Raw genomic sequence first — 26,425 nt, 5'->3', positions numbered from 1 at the left:
TCATCTATGGCAATGATTTTAAAGGAATTTGACTATTTTCTCCAGCCTGGAGAACGGGAGGATCCCGGTTGCTGCGAGTTGTCCAAGGGTTTGGCCTGGCTGTTGCACATAGTTATCCACAGAAATCTTGGATAACTGACATAAAGTGGTGATACAGGGCCCGGCATCAGAAATAAATGTGAGAGCACGCCGATTTTTCTCGCCATATCGGTGCAGATAATGCGCCATCCTTGTGGATAAACTAGCCTTGGTGGATCTTTGAACAGTCGAACTTGTTCACAATTGACAGCCAGGATCCTCGGGCGTAAAAGACATGGATCTTGATCCAGTCTTTAATTATTAACTGTATGTATTTAAATGAATATTTTGTTTTTATATGAATCGGGTATGATACGGCATGATTTGAAGTCGTAGTATAAAACTACTGTATATACCCGCTTGATCACAGGCTTATGCACAGTCTGGGTGGGCAACTTGCGGAGCTTGTCCTTCCGGTTTGTTTATAACTTTGCTTGAAATGCCAAGTTATTCATGAGTGGAAGATGACAGTCCCTGTTTGCCGCCACGGGGTGAATGTGGAACAATCTCTTTATAGATTCAGCCTTTATAAGGTGATCACGTGATAGATGGCGACGGATTTCGTCCCAATGTCGGCATCGTGATCTGTAACCGTGACGGGCAAGTATTGTGGGCTAAGCGCTATGGGCAGCACTCCTGGCAGTTTCCGCAGGGGGGAGTTGATGATGGTGAATCGCCGGAACAGGCCATGTATCGCGAGCTGTATGAGGAGATAGGCCTCAAGCCCGAGGATGTGACCATACTGGCGACCAGTCGCAACTGGCTGAAGTATCGCTTACCCAAACGACTCGTTCGCTGGGACAGTTCACCGGTCTGTATTGGCCAGAAGCAGAAATGGTTTTTGTTGCAGCTCGATCCTGGCAAAGAGTCCAGGATCCAGTTCGGCTGTCATGGTCACCCGGAATTTGATGATTGGCGTTGGGTCAGCTTCTGGTACCCGGTTCGTCAGGTCGTCTCCTTCAAGCGGGAAGTTTACCGCCGGGTGATGAAGGAGTTTGCCCCGCTGGCCATGCCGGTGCCGGTGGTGCAGGTTAATCGAAAGGATGGGCGGCGCAACCGCTCGCGCTAAGGAGCACAATTAGTTGCTGACGGAACTCAGACGTATCGTCGAGAGCATGGCCGAGGCCAACACCCTCGAACAGGCCTTGCAAGCATTGGTGAGCCAGACCCGGCTCGCCATGACGGTGGACTGCTGCTCCGTTTATGTCGCCGAGCCCGACATGCGCCGCTATCGACTGGCGGCCACCGATGGCCTGGCCGAGTCGGCGGTGGGCAAGGCCACCTTGCCGTTCGAGCAGGGCATAGTCGGTCTGGTGGGTCAGCGGGAAGAGCTGATCAACCTGGCCGATGCGCCCTCCCATCCCAGTTTCAAGTTCCTGCCCGATGTCGCGGAAGAGGCGTTTCGCTCCTTCCTCGGCGCCCCCATCATGCACCAGCGCCAGGTGGTGGGCATTCTGGTAGTGCAGCAGAAAGAGAGTCGCCTCTTCGATGAAGGGGAAGAGTCCTTCATGGTCACCCTGGCGGCGCAGCTGGCGGCCCGCATCGCCCAGGCCCAGGCCAAGGGGTGGCTGCAGAAGACCGACTGGAGCAAGCCACTGCGCGGCATCGCCGGTGCCAGCGGCATCGCCATCGCCAAGGCCTGGGTGTGGCGCCCCCGCAAGGCGCTCAACAGCATCACCCCGCGCAAGGACGAGGACCACGGCAAGCAGCTGGCCCGGCTGGAGCTTGCGGTGGAAGAGGTACGCCATGATCTGGAGAGCCTGGCGCTGCGCTTTCGCGAGAGCTACAGCCAGGATTCGGTCGCCATCTTCGACATCTATCTGCACCTGCTGAACGATCCTGGCTACATCAAGCCCATCCGCAACAAGGTCAGCAAGGAGCACTGGACCGCCATCTCCGCGGTCAAGATCATCAGCGATCGGCTGATCGAGCAGTTCAAGGGGATGAAGGATCCCTACCTGCGGGAGCGCTCCACCGATGTGAAAGACATCGCCCAGCGGCTCATCAGCCGGCTGGTGCAGGACGAACCCGAGCAGCTCACCATAGGGGAGCCGGTGGTACTGGTTGCCGACGAGGTGACCGCCACCATACTCGCCGAGATCCCGCGGGAGTTTCTGAGCGGCGTGGTGTCGCTCAAGGGGGGAACCAACTCCCATGCCGCCATCCTGGCCCGCGCCATGGGGGTGGCGGCCATCATGGGGGTGGATCTGCCCCTGGGTGACATAGGCGGGCGCACCCTGGTCATCGATGGCTACAGCGGTGATCTCTTCATCGAGCCCAATCAGGTGATCCTGACCGAGTACCGGCAACTGCTCAACGAGGAGCGGGCGCTCGATACCCTGGTGCGCAGCGTCGACAATCAACCCTCGGAGACGGCGGACGGCACCCCTGTCTCCTTGCTGCTCAACGCCGGCCTCAGCGCCGACACCGAGATCTCCCTCAACCATCTGGCGGACGGGGTAGGGCTCTATCGCACCGAGATCCCCTTCATGCTGCAGGACAGCTTCCCCTCCGAATGGGAGCAGACGGCGCGCTATCGCGGGATCCTGGAGACTTATCGGGATCGCCCGGTGTGCATGCGCACCCTGGACGTGGGGGGGGACAAGCAATTGCCCTATTTCCCCATCGTGGAGGAAAATCCCTTCCTTGGCTGGCGGGGGATCCGGCTCACCCTGGATCACCCCGAGTTGTTCCTGGTGCAGCTCAAGGCCATGCTGCGCGCCAGCGAAGGGCTGGACAATCTAGCCATCATGCTGCCGATGATCAGCAGCGTCAGTGAAATCAAGGCTTCCCGCCGGCTGCTGGATCAGGCCTGGCGTGAAGTGTCGGAAGAGGCGGCGAGCCGCGATGCGGTGATCCGCTACCCCAGCCTGGGGGTGATGATAGAGGTGCCCTCCGCCCTCTACATCCTGCCGGAGATGGCCCCCCTCATCGACTTCTGGTCGGTGGGCAGCAATGACCTGACCCAGTATCTGCTGGCGGTGGATCGCAACAACGCCCGGGTCGCCAGCATCTATGACGCCTTCCATCCTGCGGTGATCCGCGCCCTGCAACTGCTGGTCGATGCCTCCCATCGCTACCAGAAGCCGGTCTCGGTCTGTGGCGAGCTGGCCGGGGATCCGGTCGGTGTGCTGCTGCTGCTGGCCATGGGCTATCGCCGTTTCAGCATGAACACCCACAACATCTCCCGCATCAAGTACGTGCTGCGTCAATCCGATCTCGGCGAGCTGAAGGCGCTGATGGCCGACGGCCTCAAGCACGACAATCCCCACGTGCTCCGTGGCCTGTTTGCCCGCTACCTGGAAGAGCACGGTCTGGGCGGTTTGCTGCGCGCGGGCCACAAGACCAAGCTGCCCGATTGATATTCAGTCTTGTTCCTGCTGACGAATGATCGGAGAATGCGGCTTTTCTTATGACTGGGGCCGCGCCATGCAGCACGACGGATATTGGGTTTTCTCGCAGATTGATCCCGTAGCATTCAGTTTGGGACCACTATCGGTACGCTGGTATGGTCTCATGTATTTGTTTGGTTTCGCCTTTGCCATGTGGCTTGCAGGCCGCCGCGCCGATGCGCCCAACAGTGGCTGGACTCGCAACGAGGTCTCCGACCTGCTGTTCTACGGCTTCCTTGGGGTGATCCTGGGTGGTCGTATCGGCTATGTGCTGTTCTACAACTTCGATCTCTTCCTGGCCGATCCTACCTACCTGTTCAAGATCTGGACCGGCGGTATGTCGTTCCACGGCGGCCTGATCGGGGTCATCACCGCCATGATCTGGTTTGCGCACAAGACCAAGCGTCACTTCTTCACCGTGGCGGACTTTGTGGCGCCGCTCATTCCGTTCGGCCTCGGCGTCGGGCGCATCGGCAACTTCATGAACGGCGAGCTGTGGGGTCGGGTCACAGACGTGCCCTGGGCCATCATCTTCCCGGAGGCCGGCCCCGAGCCGCGTCACCCCTCCCAGCTCTATCAGTTTGCCCTGGAAGGGGTGGTGCTCTTCATCATCCTGAACCTGTTCTGGCGCAAGAACCCGCCACGGGGCGCCATCTCCGGCATGTTCCTGCTGTTCTACGGCCTGTTCCGTTTCTTGGTGGAGTTCGTACGCCAGCCTGACAGCCAGCTGGGTCTCTACTTCCAGGAGATCAGCATGGGCCAGATCCTCTCTACCCCGATGATCATCATCGGCGCCCTGATGATCTGGGTTGCCTACAAGCGTCCGCAGCTGTTCGGCAACGCGGCGAAGGAGGTAAAACAATGAGGGCCTATCTCGACCTTATGCAGAAGATCCTGGATGAAGGCACCGTCAAATCCGATCGCACCGGCACGGGGACCGTCTCCCTGTTCGGTCATCAGATGCGCTTCAATCTGGCGGAAGGTTTCCCGTTGGTGACCACCAAGAAGTGCCACCTGCGCTCCATCATTCACGAGCTGCTGTGGTTCCTCAATGGCGACACCAACACCGCCTATCTGAAGGAGCACGGCGTCAGCATCTGGGACGAGTGGGCCGACGAGCACGGCGATCTGGGCCCTGTCTACGGTGCCCAGTGGCGCTCCTGGCCGGCGGCCGATGGCACCGTCATCGACCAGATCCAGAAGGCGGTGGATGACATCAAGCACAACCCGGATTCCCGCCGCATCATAGTCTCCGCCTGGAACGTGGGTGAGCTGGACAAGATGGCGCTCGCCCCTTGTCACGCCTTCTTCCAGTTCTACGTGGCAGACGGCAAGCTCTCCTGCCAGCTCTATCAGCGCAGTTGCGACGTCTTCCTCGGCCTGCCGTTCAATATTGCGAGCTACGCCCTGCTGACCCACATGATGGCCCAGCAGTGCGATCTGGCCGTGGGCGATTTCGTCTGGACCGGTGGCGACGTGCACCTCTACTCCAACCACATGGAGCAGACGGCGCTGCAGCTCTCCCGCGAGCCGCGTCCCTTGCCGCAGCTGGTGATCAAGCGCAAGCCGGACTCCATCTTCGACTACAGGTTCGAGGACTTCGAGATCCAGGGTTATGATCCCCATCCGGGTATCAAGGCACCTGTCGCCATCTGATCCTGTATCCGCCGTGATGGCGGGCGGCACTCGGCGGGCTCTCCCGCTATGCAATTCCATCTGTTCGAAAGGCGCCTGCGGGCGCCTTTTTCATGCCTGGATAGAATGAATATGCAAAAAAACGAATGCTCCGCGGGCGGGGGAAGGCGAGGAAAAAACGTGCTTATAGCAGACATGATTTGTTTTGCCTTCGGTTTTTCCGTTGTTACTGGCAGTTAGAAACGATTTTTCATTAACTCACTCGGCCCCTAGACTGAAAAAGTACAATTTTATGGATAGTTAGACCATGAGCGATGTGTTCAAGCGATTTCTCAAACTGGAGTCAGCCTCCGGAATAATTCTGATCCTGGCCGCCCTGGTGGCCATCGGTCTGGCCAACTCTGCCCTGGCGGAGCACTATCAGAGTTTCCTCAATACCCAGGTACAGGTGCGCATTGCCGCCCTCGACATCAACAAGCCGCTGTTGCTCTGGATCAACGACGGCTTCATGGCGATCTTCTTCCTGCTGGTCGGGCTGGAAGTAAAGCGTGAGATGCTGGAGGGGGCGCTCTCATCACGGGTGCAGGCCACCTTCCCGGCCATCGCCGCCGTGGGCGGCATGCTGGCCCCTGCGCTCATCTATGCCTTCTTCAACTACGAAGACGAAGTGACCCGGGCCGGCTGGGCCATTCCGGCCGCAACCGACATCGCCTTCGCCCTCGGGGTGATGGCGCTGCTCGGCAAACGGGTACCGACCAGCCTCAAGGTATTCCTGCTGGCCCTGGCCATCATGGATGATCTTGGGGTCATCATCATCATCGCCCTCTTCTATACCCAGCAGCTGTCGCTGACCGCACTGGCGGTCGGCATAGTGGCGACCCTCACTCTGCTGTGGATGAACCGCCGCGGTGAGGACAGGATCGGCCTCTACATGCTGGTGGGTCTGGTGCTCTGGGTGGCAGTGTTGAAATCGGGCGTCCATGCGACCCTGGCCGGCGTCATCGTTGGCTTCATGATCCCGCTTAACGGCAAGCGCTATGCCTCGCCGCTCAAGCACCTGGAGCATGTGCTGCATCCCTGGAGCGCGTACCTGATACTGCCGTTGTTTGCCTTTGCCAACGCCGGGGTCTCCCTCGACGGGATCCAGCTGTCGGATCTGCTCAGCCCGGTGCCCATGGGCATCATACTGGGGCTCTTCATCGGCAAACCCCTCGGTATCTTCACCATCAGCTGGCTGTCGGTGAAACTCGGCATCGCCCAGCTGCCGAGCGGCGTCAACTTCAAGCAGATCTTTGCGGTCAGCATCCTGTGTGGCATCGGCTTTACCATGTCGATGTTCATCGCATCGCTGGCATTTGAGCATGGCGGACTGGACTACGGCAGCTACTCACGCCTCGGGATCCTGGTGGGATCCACCCTGGCGGCTGTGATCGGTTTTATCGCCCTGCGGATATCGCTGCCCAATCGGGAGGCGAATCAAAGCACGGAGGGGTTATGAGAAGACTCGGATGGTTAGTCATGCTGGCGAGCCCGGCAGTCTGGGCGAATAGCCTGGCTGAGTGCCAGCAGGATGCGATGTCGGCCAGTTGCTCGGCCTATCTCAATGGGGTGGTTGACAGCGCTCTCATGCTGGGGGACAAGCAGGCCAAGGCCAGATTCGGTGAAACCTTTACCGAACGGGCCCTCAGCAGCCGGGCCGGCGAGCGAGTCAAGCAGTCGAACAAGCGTTACTGCGGGGAGCGGATGCCGGATCCGGCCCGCCTCAAGCTGACCCTGCAAGAGCAGTTCGGCGCAAACAAAGTTGACTCGATCAGCGACATGTATGACATTCTGGCGGTTGAACTCAGCTGCTACCGGAGCCCGCGCAGCGCGGGAACCCCATCGGATGTCACACCTTAATTACAACCACCTCTACTATTTTTGGATGACTCAGAAGAAGGGCTCCGTCACCCAGGCGGCGGAAGCCCTGTTCCTCACTCCCCAGACAGTCACCGGTCAGATCAAACTGCTGGAGCAGCGTCTCGGCGGCAAGCTGTTGATCCGCAAGGGGCGTTCCCTCGAGGCCACCGAACTGGGCCAACTGGTGTTTCGCTATGCCGACAAGATGTTCAGCCTCTCCTACGAGATGCTGGATATCGTCAACTACCGCAAGGAGAGCCAGATCCTGTTTGACGTCGGCATCGCCGATGCACTCTCCAAGCGCCTCGCCAGCCGGGTGCTGCTCTCCGTCATCCCCAACGACGGCTCCATCCATCTGCGCTGTTTCGAATCAACCCACGAGCTGCTCCTTGAGCAACTGAGCGAGCACAAGCTCGACATGATCCTCTCCGATTGCCCGGTGGACTCCAGCCAGCATGCCGGCCTGCTCTCCAAGCGGCTGGGGGGCTGCGGCGTCAGCTTCTTCTGCAAGGCGCCGCTGCCCGAAAAGCCTTTTCCCGCCTGCCTGGAGGAGCGCAAGCTGCTCATTCCTGGCCGTCGTACCGCCATGGGGCGCCAGCTGACCCAGTGGTTCGAGCAGCAGGGCATCTCTCCCAGCATCCTGGGGGAATTCGACGATGCGGCCCTGATGAAGGCGTTTGGCTTCTTCAATCAGGGCATCTTCATGGCGCCGACCATCTATAGGGAGGAGATCCTGGAGGGGGAGGAAGTGATGCTGATCGGGGAGACCCAGGATCTGATGGAGGAGTACTACGTCATCTTCGCCGAGCGGATGATCCAGCATCCGGCGGTGAAGCGGGTGTGCGAGAGTGATTTCTCCTTCCTCTTTGCCGGTCAGGAGGACTTCACCACCATTCAGCCGGCGACCCTGTCATTTTAAATCGACGGGCCAGGGGGTATGATTCCTGTCTTGCAGGGGAGGGAATGCGATGCAGTTGGAAGAGATGGAGGCGAATGCCGGACGTGCGGTCACCCTGCTCAAGGCGCTGGCCAATGAACGGCGCTTGTTCATTCTGTGCCAGTTATTGGAGAGAGAGCTGTCGGTGGGGGAACTCAACGAGCGGCTGGGACTGAGTCAATCGGCCCTGTCACAGCACCTGGCGGTGTTGCGGCGCGATGATCTGGTGGCGACGCGAAAAGAGGCCCAGACGGTCTACTATTCGCTGCGCAGCCATGAGGTACGAGAGATGATTGGATTGTTGCACAGGTTGTATTGCAGCGAACCCAAATAAAAAACCGGCACTAAGGCCGGTTTTTTTAGCTTTGTTCAGCCGAAGCTGATTAAGCCATAGCTTTGATCTGGGCAGACAGGCGGCTCTTGTGACGAGCAGCTTTGTTCTTGTGGATCAGGCCTTTGGTCGCCATACGATCCATGATCGGCTGAGCAACAGCGAAAGCGGCAGTGGCAGCAGCCTTGTCGCCAGAGGCGATGGCAGCAATTACTTTCTTCAGGTAGGTACGGGTCATGGAACGACGGCTGGCGTTGTGCTGACGACGTTTTTCTGCCTGAATCGCGCGCTTCTTAGCAGATTTGATGTTAGCCAAGGTAAAACTCCTAAAACTGTCTTAGCGAGTGTATTGAAAAGGCCCGGAAATATGCCTTCTCAACCACATATTGTCAAATGATTTGTGCAAATAAACACCGCCCCCCGGTGGTGTGTCAGTTGGGAGACGGTTAAACTGTCGGCCGATTCTAGCAGCATTCTTTTCATTCTGACAGTTCCAGAGGCCTCGTCTTGAGTAAGAAATTGATCAAATCCGGCATGATAGTGTCCGGAATGACGCTGGCGTCCCGCGTGATGGGCTTGGTGCGCGATGTGGTCATCGCCAATCTGCTCGGTGCCGGGGTGGCCGCAGACGTCTTCTTCTTTGCCAACCGCATTCCCAACTTCTTGCGCCGGCTGTTCGCCGAAGGGGCTTTCAACCAGGCCTTCGTGCCCGTGATGACGGAGTACAAGAAAAACGGTGACGAGCAGGCCGTTCGCGAGCTGCTGGCCGCGGTGGCGGGTACCCTTGGCGGCATAGTCACCATAGTCACACTGCTCGGGGTGCTGGGTTCAGGCGTGCTGACGGCGCTGTTCGGCTGGGGCTGGTTCTGGGACTGGCTGCACGGTGGCCCGGCGGCCGAGAAGTTCGAGCTGGCCAGCCTGATGCTCAAGATTACCTTCCCCTATCTCTGGTTTATCACCTTTACCGCCATGGCCGGGGCTATTCTCAACACCTTTGGCCGCTTCGCCGTCTCCTCCTTCACACCGGTGTTTCTCAACCTCACCATGATAGCGGCAGCCTGGTGGATAGCTCCGTTGCTGGAGCGGCCCGAGATCGCGCTGGCGATCGGTGTCTTCCTCGGCGGCCTGGTGCAGTTTCTGTTCCAGTACCCCTTCCTGCGTCAGATCAACATGCTGGTATGGCCCAAGTGGGGTTGGCACCATCCTGGTGTGGTGAAGATCCGCACCCTGATGATACCGGCGCTGTTCGGCGTCTCGGTCAGCCAGATCAATCTGCTGATCAACACCATGCTGGCCTCCTTCCTGGCGACAGGCGCCATCAGCTATCTCTATTACTCGGATCGCCTGCTGGAGTTCCCCCTCGGCCTGTTCGCGGTCGCCATCAGTACAGTGATCCTGCCGGCGCTGGCCAGGAAGCATGTGGATGCGGATCCGGCCGACTTCTCCCGCACCATGGACTGGGGGGTGCGCATGGTGATGCTGCTCGGTCTGCCCGCCATGGTGGGGATTGCCGTATTGCGCGAGCCCATACTGCGGGTGCTCTTCATGCGCGGCGAGTTCGGCATGCACGAGGTGGCCATGTCCAGCGCCAGCTTGCTGGCCTCCACCACAGGGCTGCTTTCCCTGATGCTGATCAAGGTGCTGGCCCCCGGCTACTATGCCCGCCAGGACACCAGGACCCCGGTGCGGATCGGCATCATGGCCATGGTGGCCAACATGGTGTGCAACCTCGTCTTCATCTACCCGCTTGGCTATGTGGGGCTGGCGCTCGCCACCGCCTGCTCCGGCACCCTGAATGCGGCCCTGCTGTTCAAGGGGCTTTATCAGCAGGCGGTCTATCGCCCTTCCCGCAACACGGGCGTGTTCTGCCTCAAGCTGCTGGTGGCGACCGTGCTGATGGGGGGCGTGCTTGGCTATCTGTCACCGGATCTCGCCCAGTGGGGAGCCTGGAGCATGGGCAAAGCCAGTCTGGAGCTGACCTTGCTGCTCAGCCTGGGGGGCGCCTTGTACGGAATAGTCCTGTTGGTGCTGGGGGTCAGGCCAAGACACCTGAAATCGGGTCAGCAATGAGGCTGATGACGCCCGGGTTCCGGGTCAGATACCTGAAATCGGCTCAACAGCAGGGCTGACCCTGCCTGCTGCCTGATATATAATCCGCCGATTTCCATGGCAGCAACGCACAAGGCACTGATGGAACTCATTCGCGGCATTCACAATATCAAGCCCCGTCATCGGGGCTGTGTATTGACCATAGGCAACTTCGATGGGGTTCATCAGGGCCACCATGCGGTGCTGGCCCGACTGCAGGAGAAAGCCACCCAGCTTGGCCTGCCCGCCTGCGTCATGTTGTTCGAACCGCAGCCCCTTGAGCTGTTTGCGGGGGATGCCGCCCCTGCCCGCCTCAGCCGTTGGCGAGAGAAGTACGAAGCGCTCAAGGGAATGCAGATAGATCGCATGCTCTGCGTGCGGTTCACTCACCGCTTCGCCGAACAGGCCGCCAGCACCTTCATCGAGCAGTTGCTGGTGGAGAAACTCGGCGTGCACTACCTGGTGGTGGGGGATGATTTTCGCTTCGGCAAGGGACGGGAAGGGGACTTCCACCTGCTGGAGGAAGCGGGCCATCGCTTCGGCTTCGAGGTGATCAGCACCCAGAGCTTCCAGGTCGAGCGCCAGCGGGTCAGCAGCACCCTGGTGCGCGAGGCCTTGAAGGCGGGGCGGATGGCGGAGGTGGAGCTGATGCTCGGCCGCCCCTATGCCATCAGTGGTCGTGTGGCCCACGGCGACAAGCTGGGGCGCACCATCGGTTTTCCTACCGCCAATCTCGCGCTCAAACGACAGGTGATCCCGGTCGGTGGCGTGTTCGCGGTGGAAGTGTTATGTTCCGGCAAGATCTTCCCCGGTGTCGCCAATGTGGGTGTACGGCCGACCTTGAGCGGTACACAAGCCAGATTGGAAGTACATCTATTTGATTTTTCTGGTGATCTATACGGTCAGCAGGTCAAGGTGCTGCTTCGCCACAAGCTGCGCGAAGAGCAGAAGTTTGCCTCTTTCACCGCCTTGAAAGAGCAGATCGAACGAGATGCCATGGCGGCCCGAGCCTGGTTCGGGCTGCCACCATTCAATTTACCCAGCACTCTTTTAGAAAAGAAGGGAACCCAGGACTGATGAGCGACTATAAACACACCCTGAATCTGCCGGAAACCGAGTTTCCGATGCGTGGCGATCTGGCCAAGCGCGAACCCAACATGCTCAAGCGTTGGTACGATCAGGATCTTTACGGCGCCATTCGCCGCGCCAAAGCGGGCAAGCCTTCTTTCATTCTGCATGATGGCCCTCCCTACGCGAACGGCAGCATTCACATCGGTCACTCGGTCAACAAGATCCTCAAAGACATCATCATCAAGTCCAAGGGCCTCTCCGGCTTCGACTCCCCCTATGTGCCGGGCTGGGATTGTCACGGTCTGCCCATCGAGCTGAAGGTGGAAGGCATGGTTGGCAAGCCGGGGGAGAAGGTCTCCGCCGCCGAGTTCCGCGCCGAGTGCCGCAAATACGCCAAGACCCAGATTGAAGCGCAGAAGACCGACTTCATCCGACTGGGCGTGCTGGGTGACTGGGAACACCCCTACCTGACCATGGACTTTGGCACCGAAGCCAACATCATCCGCTCCATGGCCAAGATCGTCGCCAATGGTCACCTGCACAAGGGTTCCAAGCCGGTGCACTGGTGTACCGACTGCGGCTCCGCCCTGGCTGAAGCCGAAGTGGAGTACTACGACAAGAATTCTCCCTCCATCGACGTGCGCTTCAAGGCCGTCGACGAGGCGACAGTGGCTGCCAAGTTCGACTGCCCTGAAGGTCACACCGGCAAAGGCCCGCTCTCTGCCGTGATCTGGACCACTACCCCCTGGACCCTGCCGGCCAACCGCGCCATCGCCATGCACGCCGATCTCGACTACGCCCTGGTACAGGTGGAGGGTGACTACCCCGAGCGCCTGATCCTGGCCGCCGAGCTGGTCAAGGACGTGATGGACAGAGCCGGTATCGAGAAGTTCCACAACCTGGGCTATGCCAAGGGTGCGGCGCTCGAGCTGTTGCGCTTCAACCACCCCTTCTACAGCTTCGACGTGCCTGTGGTGCTGGGTGACCACGTCACCCTGGATGCCGGTACCGGCGCCGTGCACACAGCCCCTGGCCACGGTCAGGAAGACTTCGTGGTCGGTCAGAAGTACGGTCTGGAAGTGGCCAACCCGGTTGGCAGCAACGGCGTCTACCTGCCGGATACCGAGCTGTTTGCCGGCCAGCACGTGTTCAAGGCCAATGCGGCCGTGGTCGAGGTGCTGACCGAGCGTGGTGCCCTGCTGCACCACAAGGTGTTCAACCACTCCTACCCGCATTGCTGGCGTCACAAGACCCCGATCATCTTCCGTGCCACCCCCCAGTGGTTCATCAGCATGGAGCAGAAGGGTCTGCGCAAGCGTGCGCTGGAAGAGATCGAGCGCATCGAGAAAGATGGCATTGCCCAGCACGGCCAGAGCGGCTGGGTGCCGGCATGGGGCAAGAACCGCATCCAGGCCATGGTCGAGAACCGTCCTGACTGGTGTATCTCCCGTCAGCGTACTTGGGGCGTGCCCATCTCCCTGTTCGTTCATAAGGAGACTCAGGAGCTGCACCCGGAATCAGTGCGCCTGATGGAAGAGGTGGCCAAGCGGGTCGAGCAGTCCGGCATCCAGGCCTGGTGGGATCTGGACAAGGCCGAGCTGCTGGGCGGCGACGCCGACCTGTACGACAAGGTGCCTGACACCCTGGACGTCTGGTTCGACTCAGGCTCGACCCACTCCTCAGTGGTAGACGCCCGTCCCGAGTTCAACGGCAACCCGGCCGACATGTATCTGGAAGGTTCTGACCAGCACCGCGGCTGGTTCATGTCCTCCCTGATGATCGGTGTGGCCATGAAAGACAAGGCCCCCTACAACCAGGTGCTGACTCACGGCTTCACCGTGGATGGTCAGGGCCGCAAGATGTCCAAGTCCATCGGCAACGTGGTCAGCCCCCAAGATGTGATGAACAAGCTGGGTGCCGACATCCTGCGTCTGTGGGTTGCGAGCACCGACTACACCGGCGAGATGACCGTCTCCGACGAGATCCTCAAGCGCTCTGCCGACGCCTACCGTCGCATCCGCAACACCGCCCGCTTCCTGCTGGCCAACCTGAACGGCTTCAATCCGGCGACCGACATGGTGGCGCCTGCCGACATGGTGGTGGTGGATCGTTGGGCCGTGGGCCGTGCCAAGGCGGTGCAGGCCGAGATAGTGACAGCGTTCGATGAGTACAACTTCCATGGCGTGACCCAGAAACTGATGCAGTTCTGCTCCATCGAGATGGGCTCCTTCTATCTGGATGTCATCAAGGACCGTCAGTACACCGCCAAGGCGGACAGCCTGGCCCGTCGCTCCTGCCAGACCGCCCTCTATCACATCGCCGAGGCCATGGTGCGCTGGATGGCGCCCATCATGAGCTTCACCGCCGACGAGATCTGGGCACTGCTGCCGGGTGAGCGTGGCGAGTTCGTGTTCACCGAAGAGTGGTACGACGGCCTGTTCGGGCTGGAAGCGGGCGAAGTGCTGAACGACGACTTCTGGGCCGAGATCCTCACAGTGCGTGGTGAAGTGAACAAGGCACTGGAAGCCGCCCGTGGCGAGAAGCGCATCGGTGGCTCCCTGCAGGCCGAGCTGACCCTGTTCGCCAAGCCCGAGCTGGCAATGCGCCTGAATGCTCTGGCCGATGAGCTGCGCTTCGTGCTGCTCACCTCCAAGGCCAAGGTGGTGGTGGCTGACACAGCACCGGAAGGTGCCGTTGCGACCGAGCGCGATGACCTGTGGCTGAACGTGGCCCAGTCTGCTGCCGCCAAGTGCGACCGCTGCTGGCACCATGTGGAAGACGTGGGCACCATCGCGGGTCACGAAGAGATCTGTGGCCGCTGTGTCACCAACGTCGAGGGTGACGGCGAAACGCGTCAATTTGCCTGATGAACATGACCAATAACGCTCTTCATAACAAAACGGGCCTGCGTTGGCTGTGGCTGGCGGTGCTGGCTTTCGTACTGGACCAGGCGAGCAAGCTCGCCGTGGTCAAGTTGCTGCCGTTTGGCTATCCGGGGGTGGAGATCACCCCCTTCTTCAACCTGGTGCACGTCTACAACAAGGGCGCAGCGTTCAGCTTCCTGGCCGATCAGGGGGGCTGGCAGCGCTGGTTCTTCGCGGTCTTGGCGTTTGCCATCTGTGGGCTGCTGACGCACTGGTTGCGAAAGCAGTCGGTCACCCAGCGCTGGAGCGGCATCGCCTATTCGCTCATCATCGGCGGAGCCCTTGGCAACGTCTTTGATCGCCTGGTGCTGGGCCACGTGGTCGATTTTCTCGACTTCTACTGGCAGCGCTCCCATTGGCCCGCATTCAACCTGGCGGACAGCTTCATCTTCATCGGTGCCGCCATGATAGTGCTGGAAGGTTTTCGCTCCGAAAAACAGAAGGAGGCGGCATGAGCCAGGCCATAGGCGCTGACAGCAGCGTACTGTTCCATTTCTCCATCAAGCTGGAAGACGGCTCTGTGGCAGACAGCACGGCGCTGCACGGCAAACCTGCCCGCCTGCGGATGGGGGATGGCAGCCTGACCGACACCTTCGAGCAGTGCCTGCTTGGGCTTAGTCAGGGGGAGAGCAAGAGCTTCACGCTGGCGCCGGAGCAGGCCTTCGGCCTCTCCAATCCCGACAACATCTACCACCTGGATCGCGCCAAGTTCGGTGCCGAAGTGGAGCCCAAGGTCGGTACTATCATGATCTTCGACCAACCAAACGGCAGCGAGCTGCCCGGCATCATAAGGGCGGTGGAAGGGATGTCGGTGACGGTCGATTTCAATCACCCGCTGGCGGGTCACACCGTCACGTTCGAGGTGGAGATCCTGGGCGTGGATGACGAGGAAAAGGTGAGCTGATGGATATTTTGCTTGCTAACCCGCGTGGTTTCTGTGCCGGTGTCGACCGTGCCATCAGCATCGTCGAGAGCGCATTGGAAAAATTTGGTGCCCCCATCTATGTCCGTCACGAGGTGGTACACAACCGCTACGTGGTGAACAAGCTGAAAGATGCGGGAGCCGTGTTTGTCGAGGAGCTCGACGAGGTGCCGGACGACAGCATCGTCATCTTCTCCGCCCACGGCGTGGCCAAGACGGTGCGCGAGATGGCCAAGTCCCGTGCCCTCAAGGTGTTCGATGCGACTTGTCCGCTGGTGACCAAGGTGCACATGGAGGTTCATCGCGCCAGCCGCAAGGGCTCAGAGGCCGTGCTCATCGGGCACGCCGGTCACCCCGAGGTGATCGGGACCATGGGGCAGTACGAGAATCGCGAAGGCGGCATGTATCTGGTGGAGACACCGGAGGACGTGGCCAAGCTCAAGGTGAAGAACCCGGATGATCTCTGCTTCGTCACCCAGACCACCCTGAGCGTGGACGAGACCTCGGACGTCATCGATGCGCTGCGCAAGCACTTCCCCAAGATCCAGGGGCCGCGCAAGGATGACATCTGCTACGCCACCCAGAACCGTCAGGATGCGGTGCGGGAGATGGCCGGGCTGGTGGACGCCATGCTGGTAGTGGGCTCACGGAACTCCTCCAACTCCAATCGCCTGCGCGAGCTGGCCGAAAAGGTGGGGGCGCGAGCCTACCTTATCGACGATGCCTCCATGATCGAGCCGGGCTGGTTGGACGGTGTCGAACGTATCGGGGTGACGGCAGGGGCCTCTGCTCCCGATGTGCTGGTGCAGAATGTCATCGCCCGTCTGCGCGAGCTGGGTGGCAAGATAGTGACCGAACACCCGGGTCGTGAAGAGAACGTGGTATTCGAGGTGCCACCCGAGCTTAGAATCATTTGAATGTGGCCAGGATGGCCTAAGAATAAAGAGTGATGTTCCTGATGCCGGATTTGTTGTCGCGACCTATCCGGCATTAGACTAACAAGACCGCCAGTCACCAAGGATGGGATATGATTGGGTTCTATCGAGGCTTTTCTCTCATTGAATTGATGATTGTCGTCGCCATAGTGGCGATTCTTGGCACCATTGCTTATCCCTCATATCAGCGTTATCTGCTGGCCAGCCACCGTATTGATGCCAAAAAGATGCTGTTGGATGCCGCCAACAGACAAGAAACCTATTTTATGGACTTCAATCGGTACACCTCCTCCGCTGCCGACCTGAATATCTCCGACGACTCCGAGTCCGGCTTTTACCATCTGGTCATCTCTGCCGGAACCAATACTTTCATTCTCTTTGCCACGGCTTCCGGCGCACAAGGCTCCGATAGCGACTGCATCATCTTCTCCATCGATCAGGATGGCACCAGAAGCGCCACCCGACTCGGCGATACCGTCAACGACGCCTGCTGGGACTAGCCGATGAAACGACAACTCCGTCACCAGATGACCGGATTCAGCCTGCTGGAAGTGATGATAGCCGCAGTTGTGCTCTCCTTTGGTCTGTTGGGCTTGGTTGGCATGCAGGCCACGGCCAAGTTTTCCGGCTATGAGGCCCGCCAGCGCACCATTGCCAACTGGCTGGCAAATGACCTCGTTGAGCGTGCCAGGATCAACCAGGACAGTTGGACTGCCCAAGGCACGACAGTCGTGTCCGGCAACACTATCCTGAACATGCCCAGTTGTGCCAACAGCAATGGCACCATGTCGGATTGCAGCAGGACCGAGCGGCAGGCGCTGGATCTCTTCTATTGGCAACAGTCTCTGCTTGGCTCCGCCGTGTCTGGATCAGCGTCATCTTTGCAGGCTCCGGTCGGCTGCGTGATCCGCGGGGCCAACAACAGCCTGACGGTGGGGATCTTCTGGCGCGGCCGTGAGTCTCTGTCTGATGGCGCCGATGCAGTGACCGCCGTGCGCAACAGCTGTGGACTGGGGAATGCTGCAGATCGGCAGAGGCGTCAGTTCGTGCTGACGACCACCTTATGAACGCCCGTGGTTTTACCTTGGTCGAGTGGCTGATCGCCATGCTGATCGGGGTGTTTCTGATTGGCGGTGGCCTGAGCATATTTGTAGCTTCCCGTGCCACCACTGAAGATGCCTTCGATCAGAGCGAGTTGCAGGAAAATGGCCGTATCGCCATGCGCCTGCTCACCCAGGATCTGAAATGGGCCGGCTTCTGGGGGGACTATACAGGTTCGCCTATGGCAACTGGGCAGGGTGTGACCTTAAGTAGTGGTTCAACGGTGCTTGCGGCAAATGATTGTATGGACAATCTGGGACGAGGCAGCTTGCCACCCAGTGTGGGAACGAACCGAGGGCTCTGGGTCGCCCGAGTAGACAACAATAGGGCCATTGCTGGTGGTGCATTTTCTTGTATCCCTGTGGCATCGCGTATCGCCAATACGGATGTCATCAGCATCAAGCGGCTGATTGGTCTTCCGCTGGCGGATGCCGCCGCGACTGGCAATCGCTTTTATCTCGCCACGACGACCCAGGCCGCCCAGATGTTCAAGGGGGGAGAAACGGTCCCCGCTATGACGCCGGAGCGTCAGCTCTGGGAATATCAGCACTTTATCTATTACCTTTCTCCCAATGCAGCAGGCAACCCTGAATTGAGAAAGCGTTACCTGACCGCGAATGGTGGTTCGGTATTGATCACCGGCCCCATGGCCGAGGGGATTGAAAGAATGACGGTACTGTTTGGTGTCGACGACAGCCCAGTATCGGATGGTGTCATCGATCGCTATGTGGCAACCGCGAATGTCACCGAACAGGAATGGAGCGAGGGGCGCGTTGTAGCGGCCCGTATCTTTATCTTGGTGCGTTCACTGCAAGCGTCCAGCAGTTATGTAAATAACAATGTCTATCAGGTTGGCAGCGTCAGTGTCTCCGGCAATGGAGATGGTTTCCGCCGCCTGTTACTGGAAACCAGCGTATCGCTGCGCAATCCTGCGGTAATAGTGGGAGGTGGAGCATGAGATCCCAGCGCGGTGTGGCTCTGATCGTCGCCCTGATCATCCTGGTGCCCCTGACCCTGATTGCCGTGGTGGTGATGCAATCTTCGGGGCAAGACCTCAAGATGGCAGGCTCGTCTGCCAGCTTCCGCCAGGCGGAACACCGTCTCGAAGGCATCATCGAAGCCGCGATGCAGAGCAACAACATATCGACTGTGATTGCCGGCATGGGCTCCACTCTGGGGGCCAGTGCGGCGATCAGCGTCAATAGCAGCAATGCTTCGGCGGCTGTCGCTCTTACCAATCGCACCGAAACCGTCTGCAAGCGCAAGGTTGACGCCAGCAGCAACAATGTGATTCCTGCGTGCAAGTATGTCGAGCTGCAGGCCAATGTGAACTATGGCAAATATGTTCGCCCGTTGACTTGGATTGCGGGTGTAGAACAACCACTGCTCACCGAATAGGAGCGAAGGATATGTGGTTACGACGACTTGGAGTGATTTTATGCTGGTGTAGCCTTGTTTTGGGCATTACATCGACGAGAGCCGATGACACCGAGCTTTTTATTTATGACTTCAACAAGGCGGGGGACTTTCGCCCCAAGGTGCTGCTGATATTCGATAACTCGGGCAGCATGAGAGACACCATGGAGCAGATCAAAGAGGCCTATAATCCGGCTACGGTATATCCCGCCCTGAGTAATGACCCAGATTCCAGTAATAGCAAAAAATATATCTATTTTTCAACGGATGGAAGTGTTCCTGCGATCACCACCAGTAGGCGATTCTCCGACAAGCTGAATGCCTGTGCGACTTCAAAAACGCCATTGTCGAATATTGGTTATTTTCAGTCACAAATGTGGAGTTATGAGGTGACGAGTGGTAACCCACCAGGACGAGGGCGAGGTGAATGGAATTCGCTCAGTGGTGATCAAGAGAGCAATATCAATCTGGTAGATTGCAAGCAGGATATCACGGCAAGCAACCCGGCCAACCCCTATAGCGGTAGCTGGACGGTCGGGGCTGGTTATCCAGTAGATAAGGATAGTACCAGAAACGGCGAGTGGTTTTATACGACCAATAAAAACAATGCCGTCAATGCCAGCAATACGGCTGTGACCATTTATTCTGCCAATTATATCCGCTGGTATCATGGCCCAACCGGATACTCAGTGGAATCTCGACTCCGTATTGCCAAAGATGCAGTGAAAGGCTTGATTTCATCCACGCCAGGGGTGGACTTCGGTCTGGCTATCTTTAATAGAAATGATGATAGTGATAATAATGGTGGACGCATTGTCAGGGATATATTAGGCAGTGAGATTACCCTGGCAAATGGCAAGACGGGGGAGCAGGACCTGCTGGACCGGGTTGAAGGTTTGACCGCCAGTACCAATACACCGCTATGCGAGACGTTGAGTGAGGCATATCAATTCTTTGGGGGCAAGGACGTTGTATATGGACTGCAAGGTAGCCCGAGAGATACGACCGCCGAAAGCCCGACAGGCACCTATCAAGCCCCCTATGATAACTGCTCAAACAACGGTTATGTCATTTACATCACCGATGGAGAGCCGACCCAGGACGGTGATGCGAATACCCTTGTCCAGGGACTGATAACTACATTGTCCAGCGATGAAAAAGCGGCTTACGGGACTGCCGTTTCTTATGGTTCAGGGAACAGGTCCAGCAGCTATCTGGCTGCCTTGGCCGGTTATATGAAGCACAAGGATGTCAATGCTGTTTCACCAGGGACCCAGACTGTGACCACCTTCACCGTTGGATTCGGTGATGAAGCCATCTCGGGGGCGGGTAATCTGCTGGCGGAGACGGCCAGACGGGGAGGTGGTGAGTACTACCCAGCGACCGATGCCTCAGCCTTGACCGATGCGCTAAAGGCCTCTTTGCTGGCGATCCTGCGCATCAATACCTCACTGGTGTCCCCTGCGATTGCCAGCAACAATTTCGACCGGACCCGTAGTCTCAATAACATCTATTACGCCATGTTTGAGCCGGACGATGGGCCCAGATGGCGGGGCAATCTGAAGAAACTGGTATTTTCTCCGGACGGTTATGTCGCGGATAGCCGAGGTCTGCCCGCCATCAAGTTTGATGGCACTATCATCGACAGCGCCCAGACCTTCTGGTCATCAAGTCGTGATGGCAACAAAGTAGCTGAAGGTGGGGCACAAGAGATGCTGGCGGGAAAAAGCACCCGCAGTCTTTATGTCATCAATAATGCCCAGAATCGGCTCGATGCGCTCACCAAGGCAAATCTGGTGACGCAGGCGGGCAGTGAGGCGGCGCTCATGACTTTCATGCAGGCAGGCAGTACGACAGAACTCGATTCACTGATCGACTGGACCAAGGGGTTGGATGTCGACGACGAAGATTTTGATACGTCGACCCTGATACGCAGCCACATCATGGGAGACCCTCTGCATTCTCGGCCGCTGGTGTTGAACTATGGCCCTCAATCCGGCAACCCGGCCGATGCGCCTGATTTGCGGATCTTGTTTGGGACCAATGCGGGTTTCCTTCATATGTTCAAGGATATGGGCAGCACCATAGATGAGAGTTGGGCCGCCATTCCCTATGAGTTCTTGCCCAACCAGAGGGCATTGCGTATCAACGCCGAATCTGCGGAGCATATTTATGGTGTTGACTCCTCTCCTGTCGCCCTTATCAAAGATGCCAATCGCAATGGGGTGTTGAAATCTTCCGAGAATGATTTTGTTTGGGTGTTCACCGGATTGAGAAGCGGTGGAAAGGCCTATTATGCCTTTGATATCTCCAGCCCCAATACCCCAACGCTGAAATGGCGTCTGAACTCCCAAACGACGGGCTTCGGCGAGCTGGGGCTGACCTGGTCGGTGCCTGAAGTCGCCTTTGTGCCAGGAGTCACCACGCCCGTCCTTATCTTTGCTGGCGGTTATGATGTGAACAAGAGTGCCCAGGGGGTGGGGGCGAATGACAGCATGGGCAGGGGGATCTATATCGTCAACGCTGAGACAGGGGCCTTGGTGTTCAGTGCGACCCCGGCAGCCACCTCAACCACCAATCTCCAGGTCACAGGGATGACCGACAGCATGCCGGGGTCGGTGGCGACCCTCGATAGCGATGGTGATGGCAAGATCGACCGCATCTATGCGGGGGATACCGGAGGCAATATCTGGCGAATGGATCTCCCGAATGCCACTAAGTCAGATTGGCGGGTATTCAAATTTGCCAGTCTGGGATCCGACGGCACTCAGGCCGCCGATCGCCGCTTCTTTACGCAACCCATAGTGGTGCGCACCATCAACAAGGAAGTGACACGTACAGTGGTGGGGGGGAATACTGTCTATTCCTATCAGGATCGTCCCTTTGATGCGGTGCTGATTGGCAGTGGTGATCGCAATCGTCCCTCCTCGGAGGCGACCGTCCGCAATGGTTATTTCATGCTGCGTGATTACGATGTCATGCCTCGTGCGACCACAGCACAGGCCAGAAATCCCATTCTGATTACTGATCTCTACGACGTGACCTCAGACCCCTTGTCGGCACAGACGACCAGCGATGGCATTCTGGCAACCAAGGCGGGCATCACCACCGCCAAGGGTTGGGTCAACTGGTTGAACGAACCCGGCGAGAAGTCCATGGGGGCGGGCGTGGTGTTGCAGGGCAAGCTTTACTTCACCTCGTTCCTGCCGCAGGTGCAGTCCTTCCAGCAATGCACCATTCAGTCCATAGGTGCGGCGCGTCAGTATATGGTGGACATGCACTATGGCAGCTCCTTCCGTTATGTGGTCGATCTCGACGGCAATGAAACGCCGGAGCGCTACGTGGAAGTGCAAAACAAGGTAGCGGATGATCTGGTGGTGCATGCAGGGGATGATGCCAAGGTCCGTATCATTGGAGGAGGTGTTGGGGAGGAGGTGATTCTCAAGGACGAGGGTGACGGTGAGCCGGAGCGCTGTACTGGTGCCGGGGAGTGCAACCAGGGCGCGGAAGAGGCGGAAATGGACATGTCGCCCAAGAAAATTTACCTGTATGAAGGAGAGGCGCAATGAAATCACTGAGCACGGTGTTGGGCCTGAGTCTGTTGTTATCGGGAGCGGCGCTGGCGGAGGACATGAAGTGCTACGCCGAGCTGGCGAATGGACAGCGAGTCGTGTTGCATGGTCCTGTGACGGATACTTCTCCCCAGGCCGTGCACGAGAAATTCAAGAGGAAAGGGTATGAGGTCGACGGGGCAGTACAGCCGGTGAAGACCCTGTTGGAGTGCCGCCCGCTGGGGGATAAGTTTCAGTCAAAAGAGGGACAGCAGCAGGACGCCAGCCAGTTACGCTAGTGAGCCGACGTTTTCAGGGGCAGACGTTGGCCTGGGTTGACTGGCTGGAGCGTCCCGATTGGGCAATGACCAAGTTGACTTGGGCATTGCCTGAGCTGCAGAGACTGATAGTGGCATTGCTGCCGAGGCTGGTGCCATCCGGGCTGAAGGTGGTGGAAATCCGATTGTTGGAGATTGTCAGTGTTCCGGCAAATGTAGCGGTTCTGGCCAGAAATTGATCGCTGTTATTCAGGATGTTGTCTGCCGGAGCATCATTATCGACGAATACCAGCAACTGAGTCGGGTTGGCAGTGACGCAGTTGTCGCTGGCATTGGCCAGGCAGGCGGTGACTGATTGCTGGTTGTCGATGGCCTGGCTGCGGGCAAAGCGCAGATATTTCAAGAGAGTACGCGATTCAAACTTCAAGGCATTCTCATTGAGCAGGCTCGACATGGCCGGAGCCCCAATCCCGAGCAAGATGACCCCGAGACTGACCGCTATCATCAGTTCCAGCAGGGTGAATCCTTTCACATCCTTGATCATGGCAAATATCTCCCTCGATTAGTTACATCTTATCTCCAGGCAGCCAGAACACCAGCGCAAAGGCCAAGTGTTGAGCTGGCACAGCCAGCGCCTTTTCTTTATCATTCCCCATCATTTTCGAATTCAAGATGCATCGCCATGGCAAAAGCCCTCTCTCTGATGCTTGCCCAGTTAAATCTGACGGTAGGCGCCATCGAAGATAACTGTGACAAGGTGCTGGCTGCCGCCGCAGAGGCCGACCAGCAAGGAGCCGATTTGCTGGTCTGCTCCGAGCTGGCGCTGACCGGCTACCCGCCTGAGGATCTGCTGCTGCGCAGCGATCTGATGATACGGGTGGAGGCTGCTTTGGCTCGTGTCGCGGCCTGGCAGGGTCGTTGTGCCATTCTGGTGGGCCACCCCTGGCGTGAAGGAGAGGCGCTCTACAACGCAGCTTCCCTCTATGAGCAGGGCAAGCTCATCGCCCGCTACTTCAAGCAGGATCTGCCCAACTACGGGGTGTTCGACGAGAAGCGTTACTTCACCGCGGCGAGCGATACCTGTGTGGTGTTGTTCCGTGGCCACCAGTTGGGGCTGCTCATCTGCGAAGATCTGTGGCAACCGGGCCCGGCACTCGCGGCAAAGGCGGCCGGTGCCGAGCTGCTGCTCACCATCAATGCCTCCCCTTATGATCAGGAAAAACCCTGGATCCGCCGCGAGCTGATGGCCGAGCGTTGCGAGCAGACCGGTTTGCCGCTGGTTTACCTCAATCAGGTCTGTGGTCAGGACGAACTGATCTTCGATGGTTGTTCCAAGGTGTTCAACGGTCAGAGCGAGCTGACTCACAAGCTGGCCCCCTTTGCCGAAGAGCTGGCGCTGGTGCGCTTTGTCGACGGTCAGCCGTTGAAAGAGCGGGAACCTGCAGCGCAGTTGGCGCCCCTGGCCGAGACCTATCAGGCGCTGGTGCTGGCGGTGCATGACTACGTCACCAAGAACGGCTTCCAGGGGGCAGTGCTGGGCCTCTCCGGTGGCATCGACTCCGCCCTGACGCTCGCCATCGCGGCCGATGCCATAGGTGCGGACAAGGTGCAGGCGGTGATGATGCCGTTCCGCTACACAGCCCAGATGAGCGTGGAAGATGCCAAGGAACAGGCAGAAAGGATGGGGGTCGAGTTCAACATCATCTCCATCGAGCCCATGTTTGAAGGTTTCATGACCCAGCTGGCGCCGCTGTTTGAAGGGACGGCCCGGGATACCACCGAAGAGAACCTGCAGGCTCGCTGCCGTGGCGTGCTCTTGATGGCACTCTCCAACAAGCGTCGCCGCATCGTATTGACCACCGGCAACAAGAGCGAGATGGCGGTCGGTTATGCCACCCTGTATGGTGACATGGCGGGCGGCTTTGACGTGCTCAAAGATGTCCCCAAGACTCTGGTCTTCAAGCTGTGCGAATATCGCAACTCGGTCGATTACGTGATCCCGCAGCGAGTCATCGATCGTCCCCCTTCGGCAGAGCTGGCACCGGATCAGGTGGATCAGGACAGCCTGCCTCCCTACGACATTCTGGACGCCATCCTCAAGCGCTATGTGGAAGAAGACGCTTCGGTCGCCGACATGGTGGCGGAGGGCTTCGAAGAAGCCGTGGTGCGCAAGGTGATCCGTCTGGTGGATCTCAACGAGTACAAGCGCCGTCAGGCTGCCGTCGGGCCCCGCATCACGGCTCGCAACTTTGGTAAGGATCGCCGCTACCCCATTACGTCCGGGTTCGGTAAACAGAACTGGTAAGGAGTCACCATGAAGAAGATTGAAGCCATCATCAAACCGTTCAAGCTGGACGATGTGCGCGAAGCCCTGGCCGAGATCGGCATCAACGGCATGACGGTCTCCGAAGTCAAAGGCTTCGGCCGCCAGAAGGGCCACACCGAGCTCTACCGCGGTGCCGAGTACATGGTCGACTTCCTGCCCAAGGTGAAAGTAGAGCTGGTGGTGCAGGACGAAGAGCTAGACGCCTGTCTGGAAGCGATCCAGAACACCGCCCGCACCGGCAAGATCGGGGATGGCAAAATCTTCGTCTGCGAGGTGGAGCGTGTCATTCGCATCCGTACCGGCGAAGAGAACGAAGACGCGATTTGATGTGATGGATGTGCCTCGAAACGACCAAGAGCACGAAGATGCAAGCCCCTTGATGTCAGGGATGCGTCTCGTGGTGGCGGCAGGCCTGCTGATGGCGCTGACTGCTTGCAGTTCCCGGCCACCGGCCCAGCCGGAAAACCTGTGCCAGATCTTTCGGGAAAAGCCGGAGTGGCACAAGGCGGCTCTCAAGATGAACGAGAAGTGGGGGACCCCGGTGCATGTGGTGATGGCCATGATGTATCAGGAGTCCTCCTTCGTGCACGATGCCCAGCCGCCGATGCAATACTTTCTCTTCATCCCGACCGGGCGTGCCAGCTCTGCTTACGGTTATGCCCAGGTCAAGGATGAGACTTGGGACGACTACCAGCGTGAGACAGGCAACGGCTGGAGCGATCGCGACGACTTCGCCGACGCCATCGATTTCATGGGCTGGTACACTAACAAGGCACAGCGGCTCAACGGCACCTCCAAGTGGGATGCCTATGGCCAGTATCTCAACTATCACGAAGGCTGGGGTGGCTACCGGCGTGGCAGCTACCGCAGCAAGGGGTGGCTGATGAAGGTCTCCCGCAAGGTGGAGGCCCGTGCTCAACGCTACGGCGCCCAGTATCGACAATGCAAGGATCGGCTCCCCAGCGGGGGCTGGTTCTCGTAACCAATCAGGAGTCAGAAATGCCGTTATTGGACAGTTTTACCGTCGACCATACCCGCATGGCAGCCCCGGCAGTCCGGGTGGCCAAGACCATGCAGACCCCGAACAAGGACACCATTACCGTGTTCGATCTGCGCTTCTGCGTGCCTAACCAGGAGATCCTCTCCGAGCGTGGCATCCACACCCTCGAGCATCTGTTTGCCGGTTTCATGCGTGATCATCTCAATGGCAATGGGGTCGAGATCATCGACATCTCCCCCATGGGATGCCGTACCGGCTTCTACATGAGCCTGATCGGCGCGCCGGACGAGGCCCGCGTGGGCGCGGCCTGGCAGGCTGCCATGAGCGATGTGCTGACAGTGCAGGAGCAGGGAAAGATCCCCGAGCTGAACGAATACCAGTGCGGTACCTACAGCATGCACTCCCTGGAAGAGGCTCATGCCATCGCCCGCCACGTGCTGGAGCGCGGCATCGGCGTCAACCACAACGATGAGCTGGCGTTGCCGGAAGAGAAGCTGAAAAGCCTCTGAGCCAGCAGCGGAACAATGAAAAAGGCCGGTCA

The 26,425-nt window shown here is 58.6% G+C and carries 26 protein-coding genes; 24 read left to right on the top strand and 2 right to left on the bottom strand.

The window, feature by feature from the left end:
• The first annotated feature begins 619 nt into the window (after positions 1–619).
• From rppH to WIR04_RS17615, 8 genes are all read left to right on the top strand, one after another.
• A complete protein-coding gene (gene rppH / locus WIR04_RS17650; protein WP_025325700.1) occupies positions 620–1,147 on the top strand; it encodes an RNA pyrophosphohydrolase in 528 nt (175 codons plus the stop codon).
• A 13-nt stretch (positions 1,148–1,160) separates the two neighbouring features.
• On the top strand, positions 1,161–3,440 hold the full coding sequence (ptsP, locus tag WIR04_RS17645; protein WP_025325701.1) for a phosphoenolpyruvate--protein phosphotransferase: 2,280 nt from the start codon (positions 1,161–1,163) through the stop codon (positions 3,438–3,440).
• A 67-nt stretch (positions 3,441–3,507) separates the two neighbouring features.
• Positions 3,508–4,335 (top strand): prolipoprotein diacylglyceryl transferase, encoded by an 828-nt coding sequence (gene lgt, locus WIR04_RS17640; protein ID WP_338888658.1) that lies wholly within the window; start codon positions 3,508–3,510, stop codon positions 4,333–4,335.
• The gene (gene thyA, locus WIR04_RS17635) at positions 4,332–5,126 is read left to right on the top strand and encodes a thymidylate synthase (protein WP_025325703.1); all 795 of its coding nucleotides are present in this window, start codon (positions 4,332–4,334) and stop codon (positions 5,124–5,126) included. Before lgt ends, thyA begins: the two co-directional genes overlap by 4 nt.
• Before the next feature lie 286 nt (positions 5,127–5,412).
• Entirely contained in the window at positions 5,413–6,603 is a 1,191-nt protein-coding gene (nhaA, locus tag WIR04_RS17630) for a Na+/H+ antiporter NhaA (protein WP_025325704.1), read from the top strand.
• Between the two features lie 20 nt (positions 6,604–6,623).
• A complete protein-coding gene (locus WIR04_RS17625) occupies positions 6,624–7,004 on the top strand; it encodes a hypothetical protein (protein ID WP_193353991.1) in 381 nt (126 codons plus the stop codon).
• The gene (gene nhaR, locus WIR04_RS17620) at positions 6,991–7,923 is read left to right on the top strand and encodes a transcriptional activator NhaR (protein WP_005332358.1); all 933 of its coding nucleotides are present in this window, start codon (positions 6,991–6,993) and stop codon (positions 7,921–7,923) included. The genes WIR04_RS17625 and nhaR overlap by 14 nt, the downstream gene beginning before the upstream one ends.
• A gap of 49 nt (positions 7,924–7,972) precedes the next feature.
• Complete coding sequence (locus tag WIR04_RS17615) at positions 7,973–8,275, top strand: ArsR/SmtB family transcription factor (protein WP_025325707.1); 303 nt, start codon at positions 7,973–7,975, stop codon at positions 8,273–8,275.
• A 49-nt stretch (positions 8,276–8,324) separates the two neighbouring features.
• Here the strand turns inward: WIR04_RS17615 and rpsT are convergent, their stop codons facing one another.
• Positions 8,325–8,588: a 30S ribosomal protein S20 gene (rpsT, locus tag WIR04_RS17610; protein ID WP_025325708.1), complete on the bottom strand. Its 264-nt coding sequence runs from the start codon at positions 8,586–8,588 to the stop codon at positions 8,325–8,327.
• A gap of 191 nt (positions 8,589–8,779) precedes the next feature.
• Between rpsT and murJ the strand changes: the two genes are divergently transcribed.
• The 12 genes from murJ to WIR04_RS17550 all read left to right on the top strand — a co-directional run bounded on the left by murJ (position 8,780) and on the right by WIR04_RS17550 (position 22,579).
• Positions 8,780–10,342 carry a murein biosynthesis integral membrane protein MurJ gene (gene murJ, locus WIR04_RS17605; RefSeq protein ID WP_338888654.1) on the top strand — a complete coding sequence of 521 codons (1,563 nt, stop codon included), beginning with the start codon at positions 8,780–8,782 and terminating at the stop codon, positions 10,340–10,342.
• Between the two features lie 120 nt (positions 10,343–10,462).
• Complete coding sequence (ribF, locus tag WIR04_RS17600) at positions 10,463–11,437, top strand: bifunctional riboflavin kinase/FAD synthetase (RefSeq protein ID WP_338888652.1); 975 nt, start codon at positions 10,463–10,465, stop codon at positions 11,435–11,437.
• On the top strand, positions 11,437–14,298 hold the full coding sequence (gene ileS, locus WIR04_RS17595) for an isoleucine--tRNA ligase (protein ID WP_338888650.1): 2,862 nt from the start codon (positions 11,437–11,439) through the stop codon (positions 14,296–14,298). Before ribF ends, ileS begins: the two co-directional genes overlap by 1 nt.
• Positions 14,298–14,810 carry a signal peptidase II gene (gene lspA / locus WIR04_RS17590; RefSeq protein WP_025325712.1) on the top strand — a complete coding sequence of 171 codons (513 nt, stop codon included), beginning with the start codon at positions 14,298–14,300 and terminating at the stop codon, positions 14,808–14,810. The genes ileS and lspA overlap by 1 nt, the downstream gene beginning before the upstream one ends.
• Entirely contained in the window at positions 14,807–15,259 is a 453-nt protein-coding gene (gene fkpB, locus WIR04_RS17585) for an FKBP-type peptidyl-prolyl cis-trans isomerase (RefSeq protein WP_338888648.1), read from the top strand. The genes lspA and fkpB overlap by 4 nt, the downstream gene beginning before the upstream one ends.
• Complete coding sequence (ispH, locus tag WIR04_RS17580; protein ID WP_338888646.1) at positions 15,259–16,194, top strand: 4-hydroxy-3-methylbut-2-enyl diphosphate reductase; 936 nt, start codon at positions 15,259–15,261, stop codon at positions 16,192–16,194. Before fkpB ends, ispH begins: the two co-directional genes overlap by 1 nt.
• A gap of 110 nt (positions 16,195–16,304) precedes the next feature.
• On the top strand, positions 16,305–16,712 hold the full coding sequence (gene tppA, locus WIR04_RS17575; protein WP_139436811.1) for a type IVa pilus pseudopilin TppA: 408 nt from the start codon (positions 16,305–16,307) through the stop codon (positions 16,710–16,712).
• A gap of 3 nt (positions 16,713–16,715) precedes the next feature.
• The gene (gene pilV, locus WIR04_RS17570) at positions 16,716–17,279 is read left to right on the top strand and encodes a type IV pilus modification protein PilV (RefSeq protein ID WP_338888644.1); all 564 of its coding nucleotides are present in this window, start codon (positions 16,716–16,718) and stop codon (positions 17,277–17,279) included.
• A complete protein-coding gene (locus tag WIR04_RS17565; RefSeq protein ID WP_338888642.1) occupies positions 17,276–18,271 on the top strand; it encodes a PilW family protein in 996 nt (331 codons plus the stop codon). Before pilV ends, WIR04_RS17565 begins: the two co-directional genes overlap by 4 nt.
• The gene (tppD, locus tag WIR04_RS17560; RefSeq protein ID WP_139436807.1) at positions 18,268–18,711 is read left to right on the top strand and encodes a type IVa pilus pseudopilin TppD; all 444 of its coding nucleotides are present in this window, start codon (positions 18,268–18,270) and stop codon (positions 18,709–18,711) included. The genes WIR04_RS17565 and tppD overlap by 4 nt, the downstream gene beginning before the upstream one ends.
• An 11-nt stretch (positions 18,712–18,722) precedes the next feature.
• Positions 18,723–22,298 carry a pilus assembly protein gene (locus tag WIR04_RS17555; protein WP_338888639.1) on the top strand — a complete coding sequence of 1,192 codons (3,576 nt, stop codon included), beginning with the start codon at positions 18,723–18,725 and terminating at the stop codon, positions 22,296–22,298.
• Complete coding sequence (locus WIR04_RS17550; protein WP_338888638.1) at positions 22,295–22,579, top strand: TapY2 family type IVa secretion system protein; 285 nt, start codon at positions 22,295–22,297, stop codon at positions 22,577–22,579. Before WIR04_RS17555 ends, WIR04_RS17550 begins: the two co-directional genes overlap by 4 nt.
• Before the next feature lie 13 nt (positions 22,580–22,592).
• Here the strand turns inward: WIR04_RS17550 and WIR04_RS17545 are convergent, their stop codons facing one another.
• Complete coding sequence (locus WIR04_RS17545; RefSeq protein WP_338888636.1) at positions 22,593–23,102, bottom strand: GspH/FimT family pseudopilin; 510 nt, start codon at positions 23,100–23,102, stop codon at positions 22,593–22,595.
• A gap of 138 nt (positions 23,103–23,240) precedes the next feature.
• On the opposite strand from WIR04_RS17545, the gene WIR04_RS17540 reads away from it, so the two are divergent.
• From WIR04_RS17540 to luxS, 4 genes are all read left to right on the top strand, one after another.
• On the top strand, positions 23,241–24,863 hold the full coding sequence (locus tag WIR04_RS17540) for an NAD+ synthase (RefSeq protein ID WP_338888634.1): 1,623 nt from the start codon (positions 23,241–23,243) through the stop codon (positions 24,861–24,863).
• 9 nt (positions 24,864–24,872) lie between these two features.
• On the top strand, positions 24,873–25,211 hold the full coding sequence (gene glnB, locus WIR04_RS17535; protein WP_025325723.1) for a nitrogen regulatory protein P-II: 339 nt from the start codon (positions 24,873–24,875) through the stop codon (positions 25,209–25,211).
• Between the two features lie 61 nt (positions 25,212–25,272).
• On the top strand, positions 25,273–25,866 hold the full coding sequence (locus WIR04_RS17530) for a transglycosylase SLT domain-containing protein (RefSeq protein ID WP_163149504.1): 594 nt from the start codon (positions 25,273–25,275) through the stop codon (positions 25,864–25,866).
• A gap of 17 nt (positions 25,867–25,883) precedes the next feature.
• Positions 25,884–26,393 carry an S-ribosylhomocysteine lyase gene (gene luxS, locus WIR04_RS17525; protein ID WP_017782209.1) on the top strand — a complete coding sequence of 170 codons (510 nt, stop codon included), beginning with the start codon at positions 25,884–25,886 and terminating at the stop codon, positions 26,391–26,393.
• The last annotated feature ends 32 nt before the right edge of the window (positions 26,394–26,425 follow it).

Origin of the sequence: Aeromonas rivipollensis (assembly GCF_037811135.1) — a bacterium.
GTDB lineage: Bacteria > Pseudomonadota > Gammaproteobacteria > Enterobacterales > Aeromonadaceae > Aeromonas > Aeromonas rivipollensis.
Note: the sequence above shows the minus strand (reverse complement) of the source record. Positions and strands in the feature narration are given on the sequence as shown.